This is a genomic window from Nonomuraea longispora, from assembly GCF_004348345.1.
Classification (GTDB): domain Bacteria; phylum Actinomycetota; class Actinomycetes; order Streptosporangiales; family Streptosporangiaceae; genus Nonomuraea; species Nonomuraea longispora.
Genome location: NZ_SMJZ01000042.1, coordinates 22,866 through 48,082, shown reverse-complemented (window position 1 = coordinate 48,082; position 25,217 = coordinate 22,866). Strand labels below are relative to the sequence as shown.

General features: G+C 70.3%; 21 protein-coding genes. 10 read left to right on the top strand and 11 right to left on the bottom strand.

Going from position 1 to position 25,217, the window contains the following annotated elements; genetic code table 11:
* A partial coding sequence (locus tag E1267_RS47195) for an SWIM zinc finger family protein (RefSeq protein ID WP_220449476.1) occupies positions 1 to 643 on the bottom strand: 643 nt, incomplete at its 3' end.
* Entirely contained in the window at positions 640 to 3,438 is a 2,799-nt protein-coding gene (locus tag E1267_RS13915; protein ID WP_281283630.1) for a DEAD/DEAH box helicase, read from the bottom strand. The genes E1267_RS13915 and E1267_RS47195, both read right to left, overlap by 4 nt.
* 101 nt (positions 3,439 to 3,539) lie before the next feature.
* Between E1267_RS13915 and E1267_RS13910 the strand changes: the two genes are divergently transcribed.
* From E1267_RS13910 to E1267_RS13900, 3 genes are read left to right on the top strand one after another with little or no spacing between them, the layout of a single operon-like run.
* Positions 3,540 to 4,157 (top strand): DedA family protein, encoded by a 618-nt coding sequence (locus E1267_RS13910; RefSeq protein ID WP_165959600.1) that lies wholly within the window; start codon positions 3,540 to 3,542, stop codon positions 4,155 to 4,157.
* Complete coding sequence (locus E1267_RS13905) at positions 4,141 to 5,241, top strand: sensor histidine kinase (protein WP_132332855.1); 1,101 nt, start codon at positions 4,141 to 4,143, stop codon at positions 5,239 to 5,241. Before E1267_RS13910 ends, E1267_RS13905 begins: the two co-directional genes overlap by 17 nt.
* A complete protein-coding gene (locus tag E1267_RS13900) occupies positions 5,232 to 5,876 on the top strand; it encodes a response regulator (protein ID WP_132332854.1) in 645 nt (214 codons plus the stop codon). Before E1267_RS13905 ends, E1267_RS13900 begins: the two co-directional genes overlap by 10 nt.
* Before the next feature lie 31 nt (positions 5,877 to 5,907).
* Here E1267_RS13900 and E1267_RS13895 read toward each other — a convergent pair whose 3' ends face one another.
* Entirely contained in the window at positions 5,908 to 6,810 is a 903-nt protein-coding gene (locus E1267_RS13895) for an LLM class flavin-dependent oxidoreductase (protein ID WP_132332853.1), read from the bottom strand.
* Between the two features lie 115 nt (positions 6,811 to 6,925).
* Here E1267_RS13895 and E1267_RS13890 point away from each other — a divergent pair, with 115 nt between their 5' ends.
* Together E1267_RS13890 and E1267_RS13885 are read left to right on the top strand one after the other, a co-directional pair.
* Positions 6,926 to 7,276, top strand: coding sequence for an ArsR/SmtB family transcription factor (locus E1267_RS13890; RefSeq protein ID WP_132332852.1), 351 nt, complete (start codon positions 6,926 to 6,928; stop codon positions 7,274 to 7,276).
* On the top strand, positions 7,276 to 7,542 hold the full coding sequence (locus E1267_RS13885) for a hypothetical protein (protein ID WP_220449475.1): 267 nt from the start codon (positions 7,276 to 7,278) through the stop codon (positions 7,540 to 7,542). Before E1267_RS13890 ends, E1267_RS13885 begins: the two co-directional genes overlap by 1 nt.
* Positions 7,543 to 7,563: 21 nt before the next feature.
* On the opposite strand, the gene E1267_RS13880 is transcribed toward E1267_RS13885, so the two are convergent.
* From E1267_RS13880 to E1267_RS13870, 3 genes are all read right to left on the bottom strand, one after another.
* A complete protein-coding gene (locus E1267_RS13880) occupies positions 7,564 to 7,992 on the bottom strand; it encodes an SRPBCC family protein (RefSeq protein WP_132332851.1) in 429 nt (142 codons plus the stop codon).
* Between the two features lie 103 nt (positions 7,993 to 8,095).
* Positions 8,096 to 8,695 carry a TetR/AcrR family transcriptional regulator gene (locus E1267_RS13875; protein ID WP_246063850.1) on the bottom strand — a complete coding sequence of 200 codons (600 nt, stop codon included), beginning with the start codon at positions 8,693 to 8,695 and terminating at the stop codon, positions 8,096 to 8,098.
* Between the two features lie 575 nt (positions 8,696 to 9,270).
* Positions 9,271 to 9,846, bottom strand: coding sequence for a TetR/AcrR family transcriptional regulator (locus E1267_RS13870; RefSeq protein WP_132332850.1), 576 nt, complete (start codon positions 9,844 to 9,846; stop codon positions 9,271 to 9,273).
* Positions 9,847 to 9,910: 64 nt separating this feature from the next.
* On the opposite strand from E1267_RS13870, the gene E1267_RS13865 reads away from it, so the two are divergent.
* Positions 9,911 to 10,408, top strand: a complete 498-nt coding sequence (locus E1267_RS13865; protein WP_132332849.1) for an FBP domain-containing protein — start codon at positions 9,911 to 9,913, stop codon at positions 10,406 to 10,408.
* A 626-nt stretch (positions 10,409 to 11,034) separates the two neighbouring features.
* Here E1267_RS13865 and E1267_RS13860 read toward each other — a convergent pair.
* Positions 11,035 to 12,411 carry an erythromycin esterase family protein gene (locus tag E1267_RS13860; RefSeq protein ID WP_132332848.1) on the bottom strand — a complete coding sequence of 459 codons (1,377 nt, stop codon included), beginning with the start codon at positions 12,409 to 12,411 and terminating at the stop codon, positions 11,035 to 11,037.
* A 973-nt stretch (positions 12,412 to 13,384) separates the two neighbouring features.
* Here E1267_RS13860 and E1267_RS45650 point away from each other — a divergent pair.
* Entirely contained in the window at positions 13,385 to 13,714 is a 330-nt protein-coding gene (locus tag E1267_RS45650) for a hypothetical protein (RefSeq protein WP_220449474.1), read from the top strand.
* The gene (locus E1267_RS45645) at positions 13,711 to 14,262 is read left to right on the top strand and encodes a reverse transcriptase domain-containing protein (RefSeq protein ID WP_220449473.1); all 552 of its coding nucleotides are present in this window, start codon (positions 13,711 to 13,713) and stop codon (positions 14,260 to 14,262) included. The genes E1267_RS45650 and E1267_RS45645 overlap by 4 nt, the downstream gene beginning before the upstream one ends.
* On the opposite strand, the gene E1267_RS13845 is transcribed toward E1267_RS45645, so the two are convergent.
* A complete protein-coding gene (locus E1267_RS13845; RefSeq protein WP_132332847.1) occupies positions 14,211 to 15,542 on the bottom strand; it encodes a serine hydrolase domain-containing protein in 1,332 nt (443 codons plus the stop codon). The genes E1267_RS45645 and E1267_RS13845 overlap by 52 nt on opposite strands.
* Positions 15,543 to 15,837: 295 nt before the next feature.
* On the opposite strand from E1267_RS13845, the gene E1267_RS13840 reads away from it, so the two are divergent.
* The gene (locus E1267_RS13840) at positions 15,838 to 16,308 is read left to right on the top strand and encodes a hypothetical protein (protein ID WP_132332846.1); all 471 of its coding nucleotides are present in this window, start codon (positions 15,838 to 15,840) and stop codon (positions 16,306 to 16,308) included.
* Between the two features lie 577 nt (positions 16,309 to 16,885).
* Entirely contained in the window at positions 16,886 to 18,262 is a 1,377-nt protein-coding gene (locus E1267_RS13830; RefSeq protein ID WP_220449472.1) for a multicopper oxidase family protein, read from the top strand.
* A gap of 241 nt (positions 18,263 to 18,503) precedes the next feature.
* Here the strand turns inward: E1267_RS13830 and E1267_RS13825 are convergent, their stop codons facing one another.
* From E1267_RS13825 to E1267_RS13815, 3 genes are read right to left on the bottom strand one after another with little or no spacing between them, the layout of a single operon-like run.
* Positions 18,504 to 21,611: an alpha-mannosidase gene (locus E1267_RS13825; RefSeq protein ID WP_132332844.1), complete on the bottom strand. Its 3,108-nt coding sequence runs from the start codon at positions 21,609 to 21,611 to the stop codon at positions 18,504 to 18,506.
* Entirely contained in the window at positions 21,611 to 23,578 is a 1,968-nt protein-coding gene (locus tag E1267_RS13820; protein ID WP_132332843.1) for a DUF2264 domain-containing protein, read from the bottom strand. The genes E1267_RS13825 and E1267_RS13820 overlap by 1 nt, the downstream gene beginning before the upstream one ends.
* Positions 23,575 to 25,200 (bottom strand): extracellular solute-binding protein, encoded by a 1,626-nt coding sequence (locus E1267_RS13815; protein WP_220449471.1) that lies wholly within the window; start codon positions 25,198 to 25,200, stop codon positions 23,575 to 23,577. Before E1267_RS13815 ends, E1267_RS13820 begins: the two co-directional genes overlap by 4 nt.
* Positions 25,201 to 25,217 lie beyond the last annotated feature (17 nt).

Genomic DNA, 25,217 nt, shown 5'->3' with positions numbered 1-25,217 from the left:
AGGCCACGTCGTACGGGGGCGGGCCGGGCAGCGGCGGTGTGCCCAGCGCGAACGCCTCGGCGACCGGCACGCCCGCGGGCTGGGACTCGGGGATGTCGCGCTGCTGAAGCGCCTCGATCAGCTCGTTCTGGCCGCGCCCGCGCATGAGCAGCAGCACGAACGGGTCGGCGTCCAGCAGCCACGAGGCTTGGTAGCACAGGGCGGCGGCGTGCTCGCACGGGTGGCCCCAGTCAGGGCAGGAACAGTGGGGCTCCAGGTCGCCGACGGCTGGCAGCAGCGGCACGGCGGCGTCCTGGGCGGCCTCGACGAGGTCGTGCGGCATGTCGCGGTCGAGGAGCGCGGCGATGTGGCCGGCCTTGGCGGCCACCTGGTCGAGGAACCGTTCCCATGCGGCGTCGGTGAGCTGCTCGACGCGTACGACGGTGTCGTAGTCGTTCTCCGCGACGGCGGCGATGCGGCCGGGGCTGACGGTGATGGGGCCGAGCTGCCCGGTCTTGGCGTACGCGCGACCCCTGCGCAGCAGGACCTGGTCGAGGGAGGTGTCCTCCATGGCCTTGACCCAGGCGCGCCCCCACCAGGAGGTGGCGAAGCGGGCGCCGGCGCGCTGGGGGCCGAAGGCGGGGAACCCGCGGGCGGCGGTCACCGCAGCTCCACGAGGGCGGCGAGGTCGGCGTCGGTCAGCTCGGTGAAGGCGGCCTCGCCGGAGGCGAGCACGGCCTCGGCGAGCGAACGTTTGGCGGCGAGCATGCCGGCGATGCGGTCCTCGATCGTGCCCTCGGTGATCAGGCGGTGCACCTGGACGGGTCGGATCTGGCCGATGCGGTAGGCGCGGTCGGTGGCCTGGTCCTCGACGGCGGGGTTCCACCAGCGGTCGTAGTGGATGACGTGGTCGGCGCGGGTGAGGTTGAGCCCGGTGCCGGCCGCCTTGAGCGAGAGCAGGAACACCGGCGCCCGGCCGTCCTGGAAGCGGCGAACCATCTCCTCGCGGCGGGCGACGGGGGTGCCGCCGTGCAGCAGCTGCGTGCTCACGCCGCGCGAGGTCAGGTGGCGTTCCAGCAGGCGGGCCATGGCGACGTACTGGGTGAAGACGAGCGCGGCGCCGTCCTCGGCCGTGATGGTGTCGACGAGCTCGTCCAGCAGTTCCAGCTTGCCGGAGCGGCCGGGCAGGCGGGGGTCGCTCTCGTGCAGGTAGTGGGCGGGGTGATTGCAGATCTGCTTGAGCCCGGTGAGCAGCTTGACGATGAGGCCGCGCCTGGCCATGCCGTGGGCGTCCCTGATCTGGGTCATGATCTCGCGTACGGCGGCTTCGTACAGGCCGGCCTGCTCGGAGGTGAGCGGGACAGGCCGGTCGGTCTCGGTCTTGGGCGGCAGCTCGGGCGCGATGCCGGGGTCGCTCTTGCGGCGGCGCAGCAGGAACGGGCCGACCAGCCGCGCCAGGCGGTCGGCCGCCTCACGGTCGCCGGACTCGACGGGTTTGGCCCATCGCGCCCTGAATCTGCTCAACGGGCCGAGCAGCCCTGGGGTGGTCCAGTCGAGGATGGCCCACAACTCCGACAGGTTGTTCTCCACGGGTGTGCCGGTCAGCGCGACGCGGGCGCCGGCGGGGATCTCGCGCAGGGCCTGGGCGGTGCCGGACGCTGGATTCTTGACGTGCTGGGCCTCGTCGGCCACCAGCAGCCCCCACGGGTGGGCGGCCAGGCGGGCCGCGTCCAGGCGCATGGTGGCGTACGTGGTCAGCACGAACCCCTCGTCGGCCGGAGTGCGGGCGGCGCCGTGGTAGCGGCGCACGGGCACGCCGGGAGCGAACCTGGTGATCTCGCGCTCCCAGTTGCCCAGCAGGGAGGCCGGGCAGACCACGAGGGTCGGGCCGGTGCCGGTTCTGTGCAGGTGCAGGGCGATCAGAGTGATCGTCTTGCCCAGGCCCATGTCGTCGGCCAGGCACCCGCCGAGGCCGAGCGAGGTCATCCTGGCCAGCCAGCGCAGCCCGGCCAACTGGTAGTCGCGCAAGGTGGCGGCCAGCCCGGGCGGCGGGCCGGCGTCGGCGGGTTCGGTGAGGCGTTCGCGCAGCTCGCGCAGCCAGGCGGTGGGCTCGGCCTCGATCTGCTCGCCGTCGACCTCGGCCGTCCCGGTCAGCGCGGCGCTGAGCGCTTCGAGCCCGGTCAGGGCTTTGAGGTCGCGCCGGCGGGCCTTGCGGGCCAGGTCGGGGTCGATGAGCACCCACTGGTCGCGCAGCCGTACGACGGGGCGGTGGGCCTCGGCGAGCCGGTCCATCTCGGCCGCGGTCAGGGGCTCACCGCCGAGGGCGAGCTGCCAGTCGAAGCTGGTCAGCTGCCGGCCGCCAAGGAACGAGGGCAGGTCGGAGGGCGGGCCGTCGCGCTCGCCGATGACGGCGCGGGCGCTCAGGCCGCGTACGAGGGACTTGGGCCAGTGCACCTCGACGCCGGCGGCGGCCAGGCGGTCGGCGGCTCCCGCCAGCAGGTCGTCGACGTCGCCGTCGGAGAGGGTGAGCTGGTCGGGGACGGCGTTGCCGAGCAGGTGCTCCAGGCAGGGCCAGACGCGGGCGGCGCGGCGTACGGCCAGGGTGGTCTCGATTCTGGCGCGGGGACCGAGACCGTGCCCGCCGCTGTGCCCACCGCTGTGCCCACCGCTGTGCCTTCCATTGTGCCCGCCGCCCTGCCACAGGGCTGCGGCGTCGACGACGAGCGAGGGGCCGGCCAGGCTGTGCACCTGCACGACGGCGCGGAACTCCGCGGCGAGGCCCCCCGCCGAGTTCCCGCCCAGGTGGTCGACCTCCAGCCGCAGCGACAGGCGCACGCCGGCGTCGAGTCCCGCCGACACCTCCTCGGCCCATCCGCGCAGGTGCGGCACCTTGACGGGTTTCATGGCGGCGTAGGCGGCGGTGCCGGTGGCCCTGACCGCGCCGGGGGAGCGGGGCATGGTGTCGGCGACGGCGTCCAGGAAGGCGCGCACGAGCGGCTCGGCGTCGGGCAGCCTGATCCCGTCGTCCTGCGAGGCCGGGTTTGCCAGGGGCACGGCGCGGGCAGTGGCGGGCATGGCATCGGCCAGATCGCGTACGCGCTGGACGTCGGCGGTGTCGAGCGGCCCCGCGCGCCAGGAGTCGTGCTCGCCCGCCGTCACCCCGGGCAGCACGCGCCCCCGGGTGACGAGCTGGAGCGCCACGAGGGCCACCGCGCCCCAGAATCGTGTGGCAGGGTGGACGCCGGGGCCGGTGCGGGCCCGGGCCAGCGCGGCTACCGCTTCGTTCACCGGCACGACGGTCGCCGCGACCTGCTGGGTGCGCACCTTGCCGCCGTTCTGCTCGGCCACCGTCATGGTGGACTCACCGTCCGGATCGAGAAAGGCGACCACTCCCGACCTGGGGGGATCGCCGGGTTGGAAGACTGCCGCGTGTCGTACCAGATCCGTCAAGGAGCTCACGGCCGTACAGTGTACGGTACACCGGAGGTGTGGTTTACCACAGTCCGGGACGGCCACCTGCCGCATTACCGTCGTGCCCGATCGTCCCTAGCGTGGCTCCCATGACTGACTGGGTCGTTGGACTGATGGAGAGCCTCGGGGCCCCCGGGGCCGGGCTCGCGATCGCGCTGGAGAACATTTTCCCGCCGCTGCCGAGCGAAGTGATCCTGCCGCTGTCAGGGTTCACCGCCAGCAAGGGCGAGCTGGGGCTGTTCGAGGTGCTGCTGTGCACGACGCTCGGCTCGGTGCTGGGGGCGCTGGCGCTCTACTGGGTGGGCGCGGCGCTGGGCCGCGAACGCACCCTCGCGCTGGCCGCCAGGCTTCCCCTGGTCAAGACCTCCGACATCGAGAAGACCGAAGCCTGGTTCGATCGCCACGGCCGCAAGACCGTCTTCTTCGGCCGGATGATCCCCGTCTTCCGCAGCCTCATCTCCATCCCCGCGGGCGTGGAGCGTATGCCGTTGCCGACGTTCACGCTGCTGACCACGGCCGGCAGCCTCATCTGGAACACGATCTTCGTGATGGCCGGCTATCTCCTGGGCCGGCACTACGCGGTGGTGGAGACGTACGTGGGCGCCGGCAGCTACGTGGTGATCGGCCTGGTCGTGCTGGCGATCGTGGTCTTCGTCGGGGTCCGGCTGGCCGAACGCCGCAAGGGCAGGCATGCGTCTGGCCGTTGAGGGGCTGCGGCTGCTCGGCGCGGTGACGCTCGGTGCGCTGACGGCGCTGTGCGAGCTGGTGTTCCTGCTGGTGACGCTGCCGTTCCAGGCCAACCCCAACGTCGTGGCCTCCGCGCGGCGCCTGGCCCGGCTGGAGGCGCGCCGGCTGCGCCTGGACGCCGCCGGCCTCACCGCGCTCACGGGCGGCGATCTGCGGGCCTCTCTCTACCTCGCCGCGCGCGTCCCCCTCGGGCTGCTGGGCGGGATGGTGATCACCCTGCTGGCGTACGGCGCGGGCGCGGCGGTGCTCATCGTCGTGCTGTGGGGGCAGGGCCTGCCGTTCGACGGCATGCTTCCCTCGCTGCCCCTGGCGGCCTACGCGTTCGTGGCCGGGTGCGTGCTGCTGTTCCTCGACCTGTCGGGCGTGGTGGGGGTGCACGCGCTGGAGCGCATGCTGATCGTGCGGATGCTGGGCCCCGACCGTACCCGGGCGCTGGAGCGCAGGATCGCCGAGCTGGCCGAGAGCCGGGCGGGCATCGTGGCCGCCGTCGACTCCGAGCGGCGCAGGATCGAGCGTGACCTGCACGACGGCCTGCAGCAGCGGCTGGTGGCATTGTCCATGCTGATCGGGCGTTCGAAGCGGAACCGGCCCGAGCTGCTGGAGCAGGCGCACCAGGAGGCGCAGGAGGCGCTGGCGGAGCTGCGCGAGGTGGCCTGGCGCGTCTATCCCAGCGGCCTGGACTCCCTCGGCCTGGACGAGGCGCTGGCGGGCGTGGCCGAACGGTCCGACGTACCGGTCAAGGTGACGTGCCAGCTGCGGCGGCGCCCGCCCATGGCGGTGGAGACGGCGGCCTACTTCGTGGTCAGCGAGGCGGTGACCAACGCCGCCAAGCACGCCGCCGCCTCGCTCATCACGGTCGAGGTGCACGAGGAGGACGATCAGGTGGTCGTGCGGGTGCGCGACGACGGCTGCGGCGGCGCCAGGGCGGCGGGCGGCGGCCTGTCCGGGCTGGCCCGGCGGGTGGCGGCGCTGGACGGCACGTTCGAGCTGACCAGCCCGCCGGGCGGGCCGACGTCGATCACGGCGGTGCTGCCGTGCGGGTGATCCTCGCCGAGGACTCCACGCTGCTGCGCGAGGGCCTGGTCCGGCTGCTGGTGGAGGAGGGCCACGAGGTACCGGCGGCGGTGGCCGACGCCGAGTCGCTGGTGTCGGCGGTGGCGGCGTACGAGCCGGACATCGCCGTGGTGGACGTGCGCATGCCGCCGACCCACACCGACGAGGGGCTGCGGGCCGCGCTGGAGATCAGGGCGCGCTGGCCGGCGGTCAGGGTGCTGGTGTTGTCGCAGTACGTCGAGAAGCGGTACGCCGCCGAGCTGATGAGCGCGGACGTCGAAGGTGTCGGCTATCTGCTGAAGGACCGGGTGGCGCAGGTCGGCGACTTCCTGGACGCACTGGAGCGGGTGGGGGCGGGGGGAGCGGCGTTCGACCCGGAGGTGGTGCGCCAGCTGCTGGCCCGCACGACCCAGGTGGACCCCCTGGCCCGGCTCACCGCGCGCGAGCGTGAGGTGCTGGATCGGATGGCGCAGGGGCTGACCAACGCCTCGATCGCGCAGGCACTGCACGTGTCGCAGAGCGCCGTGGAGAAGCACGTGAACTCGCTGTTCGACAAGCTGGGCCTGTCGCACACCACCGGCTACAGCCGCCGGGTGCTGGCGGTGCTGCACTTCCTGGAGTCGTGACAACACGGCCGGCGTTGCGCAGGAGGCCGCTCTACTGGGGCAGGTGCGTCCTGACCTCGCCGACCAGCTCGATCTGGCCCAGGAAGTCGCGCCCGTCGAGCGCGAACCCGATTTCGTCCACTCCGGCTTCGGCGAAGGCCGACACCCGTTCGGCCGCCTCGGACGGTGAGCCGGAGATGCAGGCCTGGCGTACCTCGTCGGCGGAGAGCTGGAAGAATTCCGCCAGCTGCGCCTCCATGGCCTGCCGCGCCTCGCGGTCCGCGCCAAGAACGGTGTGCACGCCCAGCAGCACGCGCGGCATCGGCCTGCCGTACTCCTCGGCGAGTTCGCGCAACCTCGCCAGGGCCGTCCGGATTCCCGCCGGTGTCAGCGCCGAGGCCAGCCATCCGTCGGCGAGGCGTGCCACCCGCCGCAACGCCGTTCCGCTCGTGCCTGAGCCGACGAACAGGGGTGGCACCGGAGCGGCGGGGGCCAGGGTGAGGCTCACCCCGTTGGCGACGGTGGTGTCTCTGCCCGCGATCAGGCCGGGCAACGCCCGCAGCGCCTCATCGGTCATGCGGCCCCGTCCGGTGCGCGGCGCGCCGAGCGCGGCCCAGAACGGCGAGCCGGGGAATCCGCCGATTCCCACTCCCAGCCGCACCCTGCCCCGCGAAAGGTGCTGCAGCGTCTGCACCTGGGCCGCCATCATGGCCACCGGCCGCGTGGGAACGGACAGCACGCCGAAGTCGAGGCTCACCCGCTCCGTCACGGCGGCGGCAGTGGCCAGGGCGACGACGCTTTCCAGCGCCGTCGTCCCGTCTCCGACGAGCACGTCCGGGGCACTGACCGCATCGGCTCCGACGGTCTCGGCCAGCCGCGCCGCCCGCGCCACGCCCCCCGGCCCCAACGTCTCGATCTCCTGCATGGTCGGTAGCCCGACCCCGAACTTCACCATGACACCACGATTCATCAACCGTGGCCGAGGTCAAGCGCCGCCCTCACGAGTTGATCGTGAAACGGCATAGCACTACGGTTACACCTGTAACGAAGTGTTTACAGGATGGGATGTCATGACGGCGGCCGAGCCGACCGGCGACGAACTGGTGGAGATGCTGGCCGCGCTGGCCAACCCGCTGCGGCTGCGTATCGTCGCCACCCTGGCCGGCGGACGCGACTACGTCAGCCATCTCGCCCGCGAGATCGGCGTGAGCCGCCCGCTGCTGCACATGCACCTGCGCCGGCTGGAGGCGGCCGGCCTGGTCACCGGCACTCTCGAGCTGTCGGACGACGGCAAGGCCATGAAGTACTACGAGGTCACCGGGTTCGACCTGCGCCTGACGGCGCCCGCGCTGGCCGAGGCGGCCAAGACACTCACCAGGCCGGACCCGGAGCAGGGTCCAGGATCCAAGGAGCACTCCTGATGGACATGTCGTGGCCCGTGGCGATCCTGCTCATCGCCGTACTGCTCGTGGCCGGTTTCCTCATCGCCGTGGTCGTCGTGGGCCTGTTCGACGCGCGCAAGATAAGGGCCGCCGCCGACCAGGCCGACGACCTGCGCCGGCTCGTGCGCCGCTTCGAGCAGCTGGCCGAGACCACGCTGGACGCCCAGCAGCGAACGGCCGCCGACCTGGCAGAGCTACGGGCCCGTACGGCGTCGATCGAGCAGATCTTACGGACCGTCGAGTAGGCGGCGTCGAGTAAGCGGGGATCAGCCCGTACGGCGCAGCAGTGCGCCCAGCCGGCGCAGGGAGTGACGGGCGAGCGCGTGGACGAGGGGGCGGGCCAGCGGCCACAGAGCCCGGCCCAGCGGCCCGAACGGCAGGCGCAGTTCCTCGGCCCAGACGACCCGGCTGCCGCAGTCGTGCGGCCGTACCCGGATCGCGCCGCGGCCGCGCACCACGCGCCCGGTGTGGTCCATGACCACCAGTGCGGGCGGGTCCCAGCGGGTGATCGTCATCGTGTCCAGGAAGCCGAACGGCCACATGCCCGTGTAGGCCTCGACGGCGTGCTCGCCTGCCCGGCGGGCGGTGGTCATGAACATCCACTCCCGGTGCCTGGGCCAGTCGGTGATCAGCGCGAACACCCGTTCCGGCGGTGCGGGCACATGGACGGCGACGGCCGCGTACACGGGTTTCATCCGGTTCCTGCCCTCCGGGCGTGTGTTCTTCCCGTTCGGACCCTACCCACCCCTGCCCGCGGCTCGCGGGCCGGAGGGCGTCGTCGCCGGTCACGACCGGCGTTCAGCTCCCCTTGTCAGGCAGGGAGTCCAGCCAGGCGCTGAGCCGCCGGCCTTCGCGGACCATGACGTCGGGCTCGCGCAGCGCGTTGGCCAGCAGTGACATGCCCTGGTAGGCGCCGACCAGCGTCAGGGCGTGATCGTCGGGGGCGGGCAGCCCGAGCTCGCGGAACTGGCGTTCTGCCCAGTCGAGCAGCAGCCGGATGACCTTGCCGGTCTCCTCGCCGAGGCCGCCCTCGCCGCGCTTGCCGAGTTCGGCGGCGAGGGTGCCGGTGGGGCAGCCGCAGCGGGCGGCGAGATCACGCTCGCCCACCCACGCCTCGACCAGGCCCTTGAGCCGCTGCCTGGGGTCGGGGAGGAGGTCGAGCCGGGCGGTGAGGGTCTCCAGCCCGTGGGCGTGCTCGCTCAGGGCGGCCGCGACAAGATCGTCCTTGGTCTTGAAGTAATAGTAGACGTTGCCCACGGGGACGTCGGCGGCGCGGGCGATGTCGGCGATGGTGGTGCGCTCGACGCCCTGCTCGTGCACGATCCGGGCGGCGGCGGCCGTCAGCCGCTGCCGTTTGGCGGTCGCCGTCCTGGCCCGCATGCCCTTCGAGTGAGCCACCTCACTCACTATAGGGGGAACCGAATGCGCAAAAAGAGGCCGCGGTCAGGCGTAATCGCTGGTCGTGGCAGGGTCTGTATCCGTCGTTCTGCCATACCTACGGCCGCAGCAAAGATCAGCATCTGATGATCACGAGCCGGCCGTACTCGACATGGCGAGGAGCGGTGCGGCGGCGGTGCAAAACCGAGACTGGGGCGTGCTGAAAATATGACCGCAGCCAGATCGCCGCTGAAACGACAGTCAGTGAACTGCGAGTCGGCGAACGGTAATCCTTGATCACTACGCCGAGAAATGAGCAGCGCAGGAAGCTTGCCCTACCCGCACCTCCACCTTCGATGGACATACGGTCGAAGGTGCACTCCACGTAGGTCGTCGGCTCCGCCCCGCTGCCGAACGTGGGTGGACCTGCGGGCCGGATCCCACTGAAATCGCAACGCGTTAGTGTACTTCCTACACCGATATCGAGATAGCGAGGACGCACTCCAGAGAATCAGCCCCTTCAAGATTTACGGCATGCAAGATCAGCTCATCGTTCACAAGCATAGTTGATCACTATCAATGTGTCGGGGCGACCGTCAGTCGGGGTTGGCTGAGCGGGCTCGCAGGGCAAGGTCGAGGGTGTCTAGTGCCCAGGCCCAGGAGGCGTCGGTGTCGCGCGGGGTGTGGCTGAAGGAGCCGGCCGCTTCAAGGCTGACGTATCCGTGGATGGCTCCGCCGAGGAAGCGTACGGCGTCGGTCTGGCAGGGTTCGGGCAGGTCGTAGCCGCGCAGCAGGGCGCGCAGCATCTCGGCGTGGCGGGGGCCGGCACTGTCGGCGGCGGTTTCGGGATCGAGTTCGTGGCGGGAGGCGGCGTAGCGGCCGGGGTGGGTTCTGGCGTAGTCGCGGTAGACGCCGGCCAAGGCGGTCAGGGCGTCCTTGCCGGCGCGGCCGGCGATCGCGGCGGCGGTCTGGTCGGCCATCTCCTGCAGGGCCAGCAGCGCCACCCGAACCTTCAGCTCGCGGGCGTTGCGGATGTGGGCGTACAGGCTGGGCTCCTTCACGCCGAGGCGGCGTGCCACCGCGGAGCCGGTCACGTGGTCGAAGCCGAGCTCGTCGGCCACCTCGGCCGCCGCGCGGGCGAGCCGATCGGCGGTGATGCCCGCGCGTGCCATGACGACCTCCGCTAAGAGAATTAATGTTTTGCCTAATTATATTAGGCTGACTAGCGTACGGGACATGAGACCGGTGACAGAAGGCGACATCCGCAGCTCGTTCGTGAACTGTTCAAAGGGCGAGGCCAAGCGGCTGAGCCTGCCGGCGGACCTCGCCGAGCAACCATGGCAGGACCTCGACTTCCTCGGCTGGCGCGATCCCGGGGCGCCCGACCGCGGCTACATGGTGGCCGAGCGCGAGGACGGCCGCCTGGTGGGGATCGCGTTGCGGGCGGTTCGGGGAACGGCGCGGGGCTTCGCCTCGCGCAGCATGTGCTCGTTGTGCCTGACCATCCGCACCGGGGGCGGGGTGGCACTGATGAGCGCGCGGCGCACCGGGGAGGCGGGGCGGCTGGGCAACACCGTGGGCCGGTATCTCTGCTCCGACCTGGACTGTTCCCTCTATGCACGGGGCCAGAAGCAGACGGCGGGGGGCGACTTCGAGGAGACCCTGACGGTGCAGGAGCGGGTGGCTCGCACGCGGGACAACCTGACCGCCTTCATCGCGAAGGTGGTCGCGTAGGCCAGGCGGCCGCCGTCAGCGGTCCCTTCCGGCTTCCGTGCGAGGGCGGCGGTCCACACGCGCTGGAACTTCTGCGGTGGTTGAACGGTCACTACACGTCAGTTCGTGAGTGCGGGCGTCCAGGGGGTCCGGCGCGGAGACCAGCCTGCAGATGCCGGATCGATCAGCACGACTCGATATCGATTTTGGGGAGCGGTCGTCCCCACCATGCACGGCCGCGGGATGACGATCTGGTGGTGCCGGCCGCCCAGAGAGTCCGCGCGGCGGCCGGGGCCCCCGCTGGCGGCTGGCGGCCACGACGACGGGCCTGGGACGCGACCAAGAAGGAGCCCGGCCGAAAAAGGCCTGGCAGTGGACGTGTTCGGCCCGGTCATCGCGGTGATTACGCTGGCCCGCCTCGGCACGACAACGCGGCGGGGATGGCCCTGCTGGACCGGGTCGCCGCGCAGACCTCCGGAACGGTGGCCAAAGCCCTGGTCGACCAGGGCTTCAAGAACAGCGTCGCCGACCATGGCGCCACCCTCGGGATCGACGTCGAGATCGTCCAGCGCAACCTTGCCGACCAGGAATTGGTTCCCCAGCCGAAACGATGGATCGTCGAGCGGACCAACGGCACCCTGATGACCTTAGCCCTCATTGAGCAGGCGAGTGGGCGTCGTCCTGCCGAGGTGCAGGATCGCGTCGAAGCCGCCGCCCATCGAGTCGATCCGCATCATGTAGTCGGCGTCCTTCTTCGCGTCGTAGGCCGAGCCGATGATACGCATCGTGGCGGGGGCGGCCAGCCATTTACGCACCTGTGCGGGCGCTTTCGCCCGCAGGTCGAGCAGGTAGTTGGGATGCTTGGCCGTCCCAAGGATGTGGTCGATCATCGCGCGGCCGGGCGGCGGGACGGTGAAGACCGAGGGCGGTCCCAGCTCCCAGCCGCCGAGAATCTTCCCGCGGTGGGAGACAGTCCCGATCGAGATGTACGAGCGGCCGTACCGCTTGCGGAGATGACCGCCGGCCATGACCTTGTTCCGCAGAGCGCTGGGGTCGGGCGGGAACTGCCAGGTGACCCGGGGAGCTGCGGTGGTGTGGACGTTGGCCGCGTTGTAGACGATCCGGTGACCGGTGCGACGCTGCCACCCCTCGATGAGGTCGGCGATGTACTGGTCGCGTACCGGTTCTGGGACCTCGGCGATCTGTTCGGCGTAGGACTCGTAGAATCCCAGGATCGTGGTGGCGTGCTGGACGGCGTCGTCAAGGTCGATCCGCGACATGCCCGCCGGTAGACCGTCCACGAGTTTCTTGACCGCGCGGGCGTGCCGCACCAGCTCCCGCTGCTGTTTGGGGGACTGCTTGAAATACCAGCCGAAGTGAGCCTCCAGCGTGCCGCGGTAGCGGATCGGGCGCAGGTCGCGGTCCAGCTCCTTCAGGCGGCCGGGCGCGACGTCCTTGACGTATCGCCGTACCTCTTCGAAGGGGATGGCCCGCACTTCCATGACGTCGGCGCCGAGGAAACGGACCTTGTCGTCGTCGGCGCGGTCCCGGTTGAACTCGCGCATCCAGCGCACCAGGCCGAGCATGGCCTCGCTTCGCCACTGGAACCCCATCTGGGAGACGACCTCGCGCGCGTCGCCCTTGCCGGTGACGACGTAGCGGTCGATGGCCACGCCACTGCCCCAACTCTCCTCCCAGGCCACTGTCCGGAATCCCAGCTCCTCCACCAGGTACCGGATGGCCCTGTGCCGGACGGTGAGCTGCTCATGCGTGCCGTGCGACGGCTCGCCCAGGGCGACGACCTTCGCGTCCTTGACGATCGGTCGCAGCGAGGCCAGATCGGCGACCGATCCGCTGGCGTCGGTTCGCTTCAAGCGTTTGGCGTTGTCGCCGATCCAGGTCGTCATGGGATTGGCCTGGGCGGACTGGCTGGCCTGGGCGCCGGCACAGCCACTCGCCAGGGTCACGGCCAGGACGGCGGCGGACAGAGCGGCGGAATGACGGGGCACGCGAGGTGCGAGCATGGCAGAACTCCTAGTGACAGGTGAGTGGTGCTGCCCTCTGAGGTCGGCCGACCTCGAGCTGTTGACCCCGATCCTGCCCCCGCCGGCTCATCGCCGAATCCACCCGGTAGCGTCCCTCGCCGTACTCCTCCTGTCGTATACCGCCCGCTATCCGAGGGCCGAGGTCGCCGCACGCGTGGCCGACCGGCACTGGCACCGCTATCGCTTCGGCCCGGTTGCCAAGGGCATTGGGTGTGGATCCGCTCCAGGGAGCCTCTGAGCTGGTGGTCTGAGGTCTGGTGGGGATGTCTCGTGTCCGGCTCACCTTGGTGATCGTCAAGCGCAGCGACGATGTCAGCGGCTTCGTGGTCCTGCCCCGCAGGTGGGTGGTGGAGCGCGTGCGCCGTGACGCGCTGATTGATCGAGTGGAGGTGAGAGACCGCCACCTTCGCCCTGTCGCAGCAGGGTGATGAAGCTGGGGGCAGCCTGACCCGGGAAGTGCCGGGAAGGGTGGCAAGCGGCCCCGACAACGCCGGGACGTGTGACCAGTACTGCCAGATGGCGCGGTCCGGCAAGCGAGACGGAAAGGTATACGCGAGGAACCGGTGCATGAAGCCTCCTAACAATCCCTACCAGCTCCAACCTGGCGGATACGGGCTGGGTGCGGTGCGCACCTGCTCCCTCATCACGGGGCGGGGAACTTCCGGGCCGCTCACGTTCGGCGGCAGGGAGGCCACGGTGAAGTGCTGCGGGGTAGCCGTGGCGACGCCGCGGGGGTATAGCCGGGTGCCTATTTCGTCGAGCGATCAGTCAGTGAACACGGGAACCTTCCCGGCTCTGCCTTCTGCAGCCGCACTGCCGGTGCGGCGCGGCGGGCTGGGTCCACCGTCGGCCGATCGGGCCGGGAGGGGACGGAGCCGCCGTAGTACTCCGAGGCGGGGAGAGCCCGTCACATGGGGAAGGGCGGCAGCGAGATCGCAAGGGAGGTGCTGCAATGCCCGAAGACACAGCGGTGGATGCCGCTGTCGCGTGGCCGTCGGCCGATGAGGCATGGCTGCGGGTACGGGGGATGCAGACCAAGCTGCACCGTTGGGCGGTAGCCGATCACGGCTTCCGGTTTGACGATGTGTTCAACTTCGTCTGCGACCCGGCCACGCTGGTGATGACGCTGGAACGGGTCGCGGGCAATGCCGGAGCCCGGACCGCCGGAGTGGATGGCGTCACCATCATCCACGTCCGGATGGCCGGGGCGCAGGCGCTGCTGAACCATGTTCGCTCCCTGCTCAAGGCCAGTTCCGGCCGTTACCGGTGCGGGAGAAGATGATCCCCAAGACCGGCGGCAAGCTTCGCCGGCTGGGAATCCCGACCCTCACGGATCGGGTGGTGCAGGCGGCGCTGAAACTGGTCCTGGAACCGATTTTCGAGGCGGATTTCCGTCCGTGCTCCTACGGTTTCCGGCCGAACCGGCGTGCGCACGACGCGATCGCCGAAATCCATCATCTGGCCACCGCCGGTTACCGGTGGGTGTTGGATGCGGATATCGAGGCGTGCTTCGATCGGATCGACCACACGGCCCTGATGGACCGGGTGCGCCGACGGGTCAAGGACAAGCGCATCGTCTGCCGGTCCTCGCTGCTCGACGGGCTGTACGGCCGAGGAGACCTCACGCGCCGACGCGGCGATCTCCACGGGAACCGGGGGGATCGTTGTCCGCTTCCTCTGCCCAGAAGCGGGCGAAACATGGTCGGCCGTGCGGCGGAGGACCGGGCGGCGGCCCGGGAGACCGTCCGGGCGGGGTGGTCACCCGGGCCGGTAGGGGGTCAGGCGTGCCAGGCGCTCACGCCGCCCGGCACGGGCGCTTTCGGGTCGTAGGGGTCGCGGGTGAAGATGAAGGTGTTGAGGTCGAGATGGTCGGGCGCGACCCGCAGGGTCTCCCCGGCGTAGTAGCCGTCCAGGCCCAGCCAGGTCCCGTCGTCCTGCGGCACGAACCTGGAGGCGCGCCCGCCGCCGCCGACCGGTTCGAGCGACAGGCCGCGCTCGGGCAGCAGCCGCAGCGCGTACGGTTTCGGCCCCCAGTGCCACAGCCCGGTCAGTGCCAGCAGGTGCGGGTCGGCGGCGACCGGGCGCCATTCGTCGGGCAGGCGCGGTTCGTACTCCTCCAAGATGTCCAGCAGGTCGGTCGCCAGCCTGCCGCTGAGCCCGGAGGTGGTGTTGGCCATGAACAGCACCCCCGCGCCTTCGGCGGGGTCGGCCCACACGGTGGCCAGGAAGCCGGGCATCGACCCGGTGTGGCCGGCCAGACGGCGGCCGCCTGGCCTGGCCAGTTGCAGGCCGAGCCCGAACCCGGCGGTCCATGTGTCGCCGTCGTCGACGCCGGCCGGCTCGCGCATCTCGGTGAGGGTGTCCTGGCACAGGACGCCGCCGGTCTCGCCGGTGAGAAAGGCCGCCCAGCGGGCCAGGTCGTGCGGGGTCGACCACAGTTGCCCGGCGGGGCCCATGGCGTCGGCGTCGTGCTCGGGTTCGGCCAGCACCACGTCGGCCCACGGGTGCACGGCGTAGCCGGTGGCGTGGGGGAGGCGGGGCCGGGCGGTGGTGTCGTGCATGCCGAGCGGGTCGAGCACCTCGGCGCGTACCGCCTTGAGCCACGTGGTGCCGCGCAGGCGCGCGACGAGCTCGCCGAGCAGTGCGAAGCCGACGTTGGAGTAGTGGAAGCGCCGGCCTGGCCGGTGCTTGAGCTCTGCGGGACCGAGCCGGGCCAGCAGTTCGGCGGCGGGAACGCCGGGGGTGCGCTCCCACCAGTCGGTGGGCGGTTCGGCGGTCAGCCCGGCGGTGTGGGACAGCAGCTGGGCGATGGTCAGGTGCCCGAGCGGCGCGCCGGGCAGATGCTCCCGCAGCGGGTCGGTCAGAGCGAGCACGCCCTCGTCGCGCAGGCGCATGACGACGACGGCGACCATGCTCTTGGTGATCGATCCGAGCCGGTACTGGGTGGCGGGGGTCGGCGCCGCGCCGTCGACGCGGCCGCGCCCGCCGAACCACGCCGTCGCGCCGTCGCGCACGATCGCGGCCGTCAGCGACGGCACCCTGCATTCGGCCTGTTCGACGGCGAGCCTGCGCAGCAGCGCACGTGCCGTCCTGTGTCCCACCTGCGTCATGGGCGACAAGATTAGCCGCCGCGCGGGCCGGGTCGGGCCCTTTCCGCCGGTCGCTGGTCAGCCCCCAGGCGGCGGCCGCGGTTGCTGCGCGTGGACGCGAGCGGCCTCGGGTTGGGCCCGGAGGTCGGGGTGGACGCGACGGGGCCAGGTCGCTGGCGCGGCGTCTGCTGGACCCGCTGGACCCGCCGCGAGACGGCGACGTGCGCGCCGGCTCGATCGAGAGGTTGTCGGACGGCCTGCTGCCCGGCTGGTACGACGAGTGGGTGCTGCGCTTCGGACGAGTGGCACCAGTTGCGTGGCCGCCGTGTACGGCAGGCCGGTCCAGCCGCCCTTCGACGCGGACATCGAAGCGAAGAAGGCGAGCTGGCCGGGAAGGATGCGTGGCGCGAGCGGATGGGTGTCCCGCACCTGGAGTGCCTGGGCAACGCGCGGATCGCATCACCGTGGATCGGCGGTCCTCATGGCTGATGTGTCTGGGACCCCGGATCGGCTGCTCGTCAAGGTCACTGAGGGGGCGATGTGGTGGAGCCTCGACGACCGCGCCCGCGAACTCATCGGCGATGACGACATGGTGGCCTGGACTCAGGAAGGCGGCTACCGCAAGGTCCGATCGGGCTGCGTGCGGCGGCTGCTTTCGGAATTCGAGCCGCTCGACCGGCCGGAGTTCCGGCGCTTGCCGGACCGGTCAGCGTGGAAGGGTGTGGGCCGTGCCGGCATGGATCAGTCGCTCAGCGCATATGTGGGCTCCGTAATGGTAGGGCGGTAGCGGAGATGGCGAGGATGGGCCGGGGAACTCTCATGTGGCTTCCTTCCTGATGCGAACATCTTGCACCTAGAGTAGTCGAACAATTGCACTCGGCGAGGGTGGGGTTTCAGCAGGTGTTTCCGTTGCTGGCACGCAAAGGCCGCCACCCTCGCGCGGTGGCGCGTACGCGATCCGCAGCGACAAGGGCCTCACCCTCGTGGACGCCGGGATCGGTCCGGCGGACAGCCCTTCCGCCTCGTGGGCGCCCGTGCTGTATCCCTCTGCCAACGGGCGGCCGAGCATGCCGTCACTCACCGTTCTGCCGTGGCCCGTGCCGTATGCCTTGCAGAATGCCGGCGAGACGCACGCCCGAGCCTAACCGGCTGGGGCCCCTCTCAGCCTCGCGCTCGAGGACCTGGCCGAACTTTCGTGCCGCGAGCTGCTCCAATCCCGTCGCGGCCTGGTCAATCTTCATGAAAATGCAGCTCATACCGGGAGTCATCAGAAGCTCACGGGGCACTGTCGCGGGGCACCCACATCATGTCCGAGGAGCACCATGTCGCTGTCACGCTTCATCGCCTCATCGGGACTGGCGCTCGTGCTGGTGACGGGCTGCGCCGGCACCACGACGATGCAGGCCGCACCTGCCGGCACCGCCTCCCCGACGGCGGCGGCTCAGCCGGCCTTCGGCCAACCGCCGGAGCTGAGAAGCAGTAACGGCCTACTGCGCGTGCGGCTGGTGGTGGAGCAACGCACCGTACGACTGGCCGGCCAGGACGTACGGGTGATGACCTACAACGGCCACTACATGCCGCCGACCATCCGCCTGCTTCCCGGCGACCGGCTCGACCTGACCCTCGTCAACCGTCTGGGGGACCACACCAACCTGCACACCCACGGCTGGCACGTCTCGCCGAGCGGCAACTCCGACAACGTCTACCTGCACATCATGCCGGGGCAGAGTTATCACTACAGCTATCGGCTGTCGAAGGATTTCGCCCCCGGCACCTACTGGTACCACTCGCACGCACATCCGCACGCGGAGGCGCAGGTCTTCGCCGGGCTGTCCGGTGCAATCGTGGTCGACGGCCTGAAGCGCTACCTTCCACCCGGCCTGCGCAACATCACCGAACGCCTGATCGCACTCAAGGATTTCCAGGTCAAGAATGGCGCCATCCCCACCTCCAACATCGACAGCGGCGCCCCGACCACGCGGACCGTAAACGGGCTCGTCAACCCCGTCATCAGTATCCGCCCCGGTGAAACCCAGCTGTGGCGCCTGGCCAACATCGGCGCCGACATCGCTTACAACGTGCAACTCCAGGGTTCCCGTTTCACCGTTCTGGCGCAGGACGCCAACCCCGTTGATCGCACCTGGAGCGAGGAAGCTCTGCTCATGCCACCGGGCAGCCGGTTCGACGTACTCGTGCAGGGTCCTCCCGAGGGCCGGACCCAGATGATCACCACGGCGTACAGCACCGGCCCGGACGGCGACTCCTACCCGGAGACGACGCTCGCCACTCTGGTCTCCTCCGGCAGCCCTATCCGGCAGGCAGCCATCCCCGCCGACTTCGCCGAGATCGACGATCTGAGCCACGATCCCGTCGCCCGGCGACGCACCATCACCTTCTCCGAGAACGACCAGACCAACCAGTTCTTCATCAACGGCAAACAGTGGGCTGCCGACCGCATCGACGTACGGGCCAAGCTCAACACCACCGAAGAATGGGTCATCCGCAACGTCTCCGACGAACAACACACCTTCCACGTGCACGTCAACGACTTCCAGCTGATGAGCGTCAACGGCAAGCCGTACCACTTCCGCGGCTGGCAGGACACCGTCCAGCTACCCGTCCGCGGCGAAGTCGTCATACGTATGAGGTTCCGCAACTTCACCGGCAAGTATCCCTATCATTGCCACATCCTCAACCACGAAGACAACGGCATGATGGCCAATGTCGAGGTCGTCCCCTGACCGATGACACGCCGCGTGACCGTACAGTCTTAGGTGTAACTCCTAGTAAAGGAGTTGCACCACTTGGTTAGTGTGATCCAGGGCATCGACGGAGATGGACCTGGAGGACGCCGAGGGCATCGAGTTGGTCGGCGAGAACGGGCTGCTCGGGCGGCTGGCCTAGCTGGTGCTGGAGTCCGCGCTGGAAGGCGAGATTACCGACCATCTCGGCTATGCGCTCAAGGACCTCGGTGTGACCAGGTCAGGCGCGGCTCAGTCGCAGGGTGACGATCTGAAAGGGACGTAGAGACAGCCGCAGAACGCGCCGGTCGGCGCACTCGATCGTTGTCCGGGGTCGTTCCAGCAGGTCGGTCACGTGGGCGGAGGAGAGGCCGATGGCGCTGGTCAGCGTCGCTCGGGCGACGCCGCCTCTCGACTCGTAGAGCCGCACCACCACGTCCCCCGAGCGGTCGTCGGCGAGCTTGACCGTTTCCACGATCACCGCCGGGTCGTCGACCGTGATCAGGGGAGTGGCGGCGATCTTGCCCGGGCGGGCGCGTAGTGGCAGGTTGAGCGCGTAGCCGCCGGCGATGGCCGCGCCCACGTCCGCGTCGGCCTCCAAAGCGTATGTGAACGTGTGCCGGCCCCGGTCGGCCTGCGGGGCGGGGCTGTGCGGCGCCCGAAGCAGGGTCAGGCGCAGCGTCGTGGTGGTGCCCGCGTCCTGCCTGGTGTGTCGGCGCACGTCGTGGCCGTAGGTGGAGTCGTTCAGCACGGCGGCGCCGAACCCGTACTCGCCGACGTGCACCCAGCGGTGGTGCCACAGTTCGAAGCGGGCCGCCTCCCAGCTCGTGTTCTCGTGCGTGGGCCGCCGCACGTGCCCGAACTGGATCTCCGCGCTCTCGTGCTCGGCGTGCACGTCGAGCGGCCAGGCCGCCTTGAGCACTGCGTCGCGCTCCTGCCAGTCGATGTCGTTGCGCACCACGAGCCGGCGGCTTCCGGCCGCGAGCTCAAGCTCCTGCACGATGAGTGAGCTGCCGAACGCCCGCGTGACGCGCACCGACGACAGCAGCGGGCCCTGCTCGGCCACCTCCACCGAGACGGCCTCGGTCAGGTCGCGCACGGTGTTGCGGTAGTGGTGGTCGAGGTTCCAGGCGCTCCACAGGCTGGGGTCGTCGTGGTGGAGCTGCAGCAAATTCCCCGGATGGTCGGGGGCCAGGACCTCGCGGTCGGCCGTACGGTCGAACACCGACCGCACGAGGCCCGCGCCGTCAATGCGGACCCGAAGCAGTCCGTTGTCCAGGGCAAATCCGTCGCCAGAGGCCGTGGCCGTGACGCTCGCGGGCGCCTCGGGATCGAGGGCGCCGACGCCGAGCGCGGGGGCGGAGACGGCCACCGCGTGCCGCCCGTCCGCCAGCTTCTGGGTGCCGGGCGGCACGGAGGCGTCCGCGGGCAGCGCCATGATCTCGCGCCGTGCGATAGGGGCCGCGTTGAACACAGCCCAGTGATCGCTCTCGCCAGTGACGGTCAGAGCCGACTGGGCGCGCTCGATGATCCGTTTGAGGTTGCGGTGGATGCGCAGGTAGGTCTCTTCGGCCTGCTGGTGCACCCAGGCGATGGAGGTACCGGGCAGGATGTCATGGAACTGGTGCAATAGCACCTTCTGCCAGAGCGTCTCCAACTCCTCGTACGGATAGGCGGCCCCGGCGTGCACGGCAGCCGTCGCGGACCACAGTTCGGCCTCGTGCAGCAGGTGCTCGGCCCGGCGATTGCCCCGCTTCGTGCGCGCCTGACTGGTGAACGCGCCGCGGTGCGTCTCCAGGTAGAGTTCGCCCCGCCACACCGGGCGCTGCGGGTATTCGGCACGGGCGGCATCGAAGAACGCCGATGGGTGCGTGATCCGCACCTTTGGCGAGCCTTCGAGATCGCGCAGGCGACGCGCCTTCTCCAGCATCTCCCGCGTGGGACCGCCTCCTCCGTCGCCATGGCCGAACGGGGCCAGCGAGAGCCCTGCCACCCCCTTCTCGGCGAACGTCCGCTCAGCGTGGGCCAGCTCGCGCCCGGTCAGCTCCGCGTTGTAGCTGTCGATCGGCGGGAAGTGGGTCAGGACGCGGGTGCCGTCGATGCCCTCCCAGTCGAAGGTGTTGTGCGGCATCCGGTTGGTCTGGTTCCACGAGAGCTTCTGGGTCAGGAACCAGCGCGCCCCAGCCAGCACGGCGAGCTGAGGATAGGCCGCGGTGTAGCCGAAGGAATCGGGCAACCACACTCCATCCTGCTCGATGCCGAACTCGGCCGAGAAGAACCGCCGCCCGTAGATCAGCTGGCGGGCCAGCGCCTCCCCGCCGGGCAGGTTGCCGTCAGCCTCCACCCACATCCCGCCGACGGGCACGAACGTGCCCCGGTCCACGGCCTTCCTGATACGCTCGAAGATCTCCGGGCGGCGCTGCTTCATCCACGCGTACTGCTGCGCCGACGAGCACGCGAAGACCAGCTCCGGATACTCCTCGGCCAGAGTGACGACGTTCGTGAACGTACGGGCGCACTTGCGGACCGTCTCGCGCAGCGGCCACAACCACGCGGTGTCGATGTGGGCGTGGCCGACGGCCGCGATGGTGTGCGCAGAGGAGTGGGCGGGCCTGGTCAGCGCGTCCGCGAGCCGCTCGCGCCCGGCGGCGGCGGTCGCCGGGATGTCCCACGGGTCCACGGCGTCGACAGCGCGCTCGAGGGCGCGCAGGATCTCGTGGCGGCGCGGCGAGTCGGCAGGCAGCTCCCGCATCAGCTCGTCCAGCACCTCCATGTCGAGCAGGAGATGCCAGACGTCCTCCTCGCGCACCGCGAGGTCGGCGACCTTGAGCCGGTAGAGATCGTCCGTGCCGGCGGTCTCCTTCGTGCCGTAGTGGGTGCCGTCTCCGTTGCTACCGCGGATGAGCGGGTTCGCCGCCAGCTCGATCAGCAGGTCAACCTTCTCTCCGCCGGACGCCCGCTCCGTGACCAGGACCGAGCGGTTGTACGGGTGCAGGCCCTGGATCGGCGTGCCGGCCGCGTCGTGCACGAACCCCTCCGCCTGGCCCCCGGGCCCGATCGTCAGGTCGAAGTCCAGGTCGAAGACCGCTTCGACGCGGCACCCCGCCCATCCGGCCGGGATGGCTGCGCGGGCGCGCAGCCAGGTGGTCGCCCATGGCGCGCCCCACCCCTCCCCAACGGAGAAGGGCTCGTAGGAGGCCGCCAGGGCGTCGGAGACCGGGACCGGTTCGCCGGGAACACGCCACGCGGACAATTCGAGCGGCAGCGGTGCGCCGTACAGTGCAGGTCGCAGGCGCGCGGCAATGAACCTGGCGATGCGTTGCTCGGTGAGCCGGCGATCGTCATGCATCAGGTGGCTCGTCCCTCTCGTTCGGGTGCGGGCAGGAGGACGACGTCGTGTTCGCCGTCCGGCCACAGGACCTCGGCTTCGATGGCCGCGACGTCCAGGTCACGGAATCGCACGCGCGGCAGGTCATCGGCGTACAGGGGTGCGCCTGCGAGATACACGGCCGCGGCGTACGGCCGCGCGAAGCTCACCCTGCCGACGGAGGCAAGCACGGGGGTGGCGGACGCCACGGCCAGCGCGTTACTGTTGGCGCCGTGATGGAGGGCGGCGCGGCCGAACCCGTGTAACCCCACGACCGTGCTGCACAGCCCGCCACCGCGCACGGTGGCCGTCGGGGAATCGAAAAAGCCGGGTGGATCGCCGTCTCGTTCGGTAAGGCCCGGTGCGTCGCCGTCGTACGGCACCGCCCAGCCGCCCAGCCGCAGCCGCCACGGCCCCGGGTGCACGTCGGCGCCGGAGTCGGCCTCGTCCACGCGGGCCAGCCGGATCTCCAGCGCCCCGCGCAGTATGGACGCCACGGTTATCCACGGGCCCAGTTCGTACCGGGTGTCCGGCCCGCCGAAGCAGTCCCAGCGCTCGTCCTGCGGCCAGTGCGCGCGGCTGCGCGAGACGCCGATGCGACCCGCTACGCTCAGCCGCTCCAAGGGGCGCCGGTGGCAGGCCCGGCCCTCGCCGTCCACCAGGACAACCGCAGAGTCCACGGGCCCGCCGCGCGGATCCGCCGGGGTCTCCGGCGCCGCGTGTGTCGAGTACGCCAGGTGCGCGTACAGCGGATCGTCGGAGTGTGACCTGGCCGGGTCGGTGTGGTCGCTGCCGTGGTTGGCGACACGCACCACGCCGTCGGCCCGCGTACCCGACACCAGCCACCCCGGCGCCCGAAGCGTCAGGGCGAAGTCACCTTCCTCGACGGGCAGCGGGCCCTCCTCCTCGCTCCACACCGGGTGGTCCGCGGGGAGGAGCAGTCCCGCGAAGCCCTTGCTCGCCCAATACGGCGACGCCGGCCCCGAGTACGCCTGCAGCACCTGCCGGAATGGCCGGTGCCAGCCGAGCGTCAGCAGTCCCCGCTCGTCGATTGCACCGTGGCCGATGAAGTGCCCGAGCATGAGATTCGCCAACCGCCGGGTCTCACCGGGCGGCAGCGGAGTGGCATCGAATAGGACGCCCGTCCACACGGGCGCGAGAGCGGCGAAGCGGTAGGTCAGTGAACGGCCCTGAATCAGCGGGGAGCCGTTGCCGCCGACGAGATGGCGGAAGTCGTCCAGGAAGCGCCGTAGCCGTTCCCGGTAGCGTTCCCGCAGCCCGTCGGGCGCCTGGTCACCGAGGATGCGGCAGAACCACAGCGGGTAGAAGTGCATGGCCCACCCGTTGTAGTGGTCGTAGTTGCGGTGCATGCCGCCGGCCAGCCCGTCGGAATACCAGCCGTCGCCCGCGTACCACGTGTCGGTGAGCTGGATGGTCCTGGCCAGGTCGGCCTCGCTCCAGGAGCCGCCGGCCGTGCGGGCGAACGCCTCGGTGACGGCCTGGAACCAGATCCAGTTGTTGCCTGGCATCGCGTCGCCGACCATGTCGCCGAGCCAGGCCAGGACGTGGCCGCGGGTGCGGTCGGGCAGCCGGTCCCAGATCCAGGGCCTGGTCTGGTGCAGGGCCAGGGCGATCGAGGCTGCTTCCACCTTCGCCTGTTTGCACTCGGCGAAGGTGGGCCAGCGTTCCTCGCTCGACGGGTCTGCGCCGGCGGCCAGCCCGGCGGAGTACCAGTCGGCCAGGCCGTGCGGGTCCTCGCCGCGCGCTCCCGCCAGCCTGAACGCGGCGAGCAGGAATGTGCGGGCGAAACCCTCCAGGCCGTCGCTCCATCGGCCGCTGATGCTCAGCGGGCCGGGCAGGTCGATCAGGGCGTGACGCGGGGAGGCGTACGGCCGGCAGGCGAGCAGGAGCCGGTCGGCGAGGTCTTCCCAGTCTTTTCGGGTGGTCACCGGTTGATGCTCTCCCAATACCGTTCGTATTCGGACCGGATGCGGTCACCGGACTCCCGCCGCCACGACCGCATGGTGTGCGTCCACGACGACACGGATTTGCGTCCTTGCATGATGGCTTTCAGTTCGTTGCGCATCGTCTCCATGAGAGGTCCGCCCACGGTGACATCGGTTTCGGAGTACAACCCCTCGGAGGGATCGCGGACCAGGACCTCGGCCGCGCGTTTCTGGAAGGCGTGCTGCGCGGGCACCACGTCCGGATTCTCTGGGAAATAGAGCGACATGGGGGAGTCGGTGATGAAGATCGTCGGCACCGTCGTCTCTACACCGCCGGTGGGTGTCAGGATCGGGTCGGCGCCGTTGAGCTCGTGGTCGACGCCTTCCACCCCATACTTTCGCAGCTTGTACGCATCCGTGCCGAAGGGGGCGGCCAGGGCGTTGCAGGCACGCAACAACTGGCGGATCCGCTCCCGCGGCGCCTTCTTGAATGCCAGCATCGCGAAGCTCGACGCCCCCGTCCAGTGGGTGCCGGGCCCTCCGTCGAACCCGGGAGCGAGCATGCCGTCAATGGCGAAACCCGGGGTGTCCTGCGCGTACCGGCGGTAGAAGTCGTTCCAGGCGGCGTTGCCGTCGTAGTGGATGGCGATCTGGCCGCTGCCGAACCAGTCCTTGAACTTGCCCGCGACCGAGAAGGCGTCCGGGTGCAGCAGCCCCGCCTGTGCCAGTTGCCGCACCGCGTCCAGCCCTTGCGGCAGCCGCTCGTCCTCCAGCCAGGACGTGAAGCGGCCCTGCGTCTCCCGCCATTGGTTGGGCACGCCGAGCATCTCCAGCACGAAATAGAGCGTGGTGAGCGGGTCGCCGAGCGCGTAGCGGCTTCTGCGGGGATCGTTCAGTTCCGTGCACAGTTGCCGGAATTCGCGGAAGTCTCGCACGTTCGGATCGAGTGATTTCTCCCGCATCCGGTCGGCTCGGTAGAACATCACCGACCCCACGCTCGCCCTGGGCATCGGCAGCCCGTAGATGCCGCCGTTGTAGACGGTGGTCCGCCAGGACGCGGTAGGGAGGTTCGCCAGGTACGGGTACTCGTGGATCGCCGAGCCCGACAGGTGTTCCGACAGGTCCTGGAAGAGGGCGTTGAGCATGGCGGGGCGCTGGGGGATTTCCTGCCGCACCGCCATGGCGTCGGGCAGGTCGCCGCCCGCGATGATGACAGGGAACTTGCTGGGGTAGTCGGCGATCGGGGCGATCTCCAGCCGCAACTTTGTGCCGAGGCTGCGGTTGAGCGCCTGCCAGTACGTGTTGCGTTCGATCGGGGGCGGCACCGGGCTGAAGGTCATTGTCATGATCGAGATGGCCGGGCCCTTGGCGGGCGGTCCGCCGGGGAACGCGGTGACCGGTTCCGCCGGGTAGTGCAGGTGTCCGTCGAGCACCTCGAGGGTTCCAGGAAGGTCCGGCGTGATCCCCTGGTAGGGGATGTACTCCGGCAGCCGGACCTTCGCGTTGTCGGCGAGCGGGATGGCCGGGCCGCCGTCGCCGCAGGCCGTCAGGGCCAGACCTGCGGCGGCGCCGAGCGAAGTTCGCAACAGGTCTCTCCGCGTAACATGCGCGCCCATCTGGGGCATCTCCTTCGTCGAGCGTG

Coding starts and splice junctions, on each gene's coding strand:
- E1267_RS13845 (WP_132332847.1), bottom strand. CDS start 15,542: ATGACGCAGGTGGGACACAGGACGGCACGTGCGCTGCTGCGCAGGCTC.
- E1267_RS13870 (WP_132332850.1), bottom strand. CDS start 9,846: ATGGCACGCGCGGGCATCACCGCCGATCGGCTCGCCCGCGCGGCGGCC.
- E1267_RS13880 (WP_132332851.1), bottom strand. CDS start 7,992: ATGAAACCCGTGTACGCGGCCGTCGCCGTCCATGTGCCCGCACCGCCG.
- E1267_RS13895 (WP_132332853.1), bottom strand. CDS start 6,810: ATGGTGAAGTTCGGGGTCGGGCTACCGACCATGCAGGAGATCGAGACG.
- E1267_RS13865 (WP_132332849.1), top strand. CDS start 9,911: ATGAGACCGGTGACAGAAGGCGACATCCGCAGCTCGTTCGTGAACTGT.
- E1267_RS13860 (WP_132332848.1), bottom strand. CDS start 12,411: ATGCTCGCACCTCGCGTGCCCCGTCATTCCGCCGCTCTGTCCGCCGCC.
- E1267_RS13910 (WP_165959600.1), top strand. CDS start 3,540: ATGACTGACTGGGTCGTTGGACTGATGGAGAGCCTCGGGGCCCCCGGG.
- E1267_RS45645 (WP_220449473.1), top strand. CDS start 13,711: ATGATCCCCAAGACCGGCGGCAAGCTTCGCCGGCTGGGAATCCCGACC.
- E1267_RS13890 (WP_132332852.1), top strand. CDS start 6,926: ATGACGGCGGCCGAGCCGACCGGCGACGAACTGGTGGAGATGCTGGCC.
- E1267_RS13885 (WP_220449475.1), top strand. CDS start 7,276: ATGGACATGTCGTGGCCCGTGGCGATCCTGCTCATCGCCGTACTGCTC.
- E1267_RS13815 (WP_220449471.1), bottom strand. CDS start 25,200: ATGCCCCAGATGGGCGCGCATGTTACGCGGAGAGACCTGTTGCGAACT.
- E1267_RS45650 (WP_220449474.1), top strand. CDS start 13,385: ATGCCCGAAGACACAGCGGTGGATGCCGCTGTCGCGTGGCCGTCGGCC.
- E1267_RS13905 (WP_132332855.1), top strand. CDS start 4,141: ATGCGTCTGGCCGTTGAGGGGCTGCGGCTGCTCGGCGCGGTGACGCTC.
- E1267_RS13825 (WP_132332844.1), bottom strand. CDS start 21,611: ATGCATGACGATCGCCGGCTCACCGAGCAACGCATCGCCAGGTTCATT.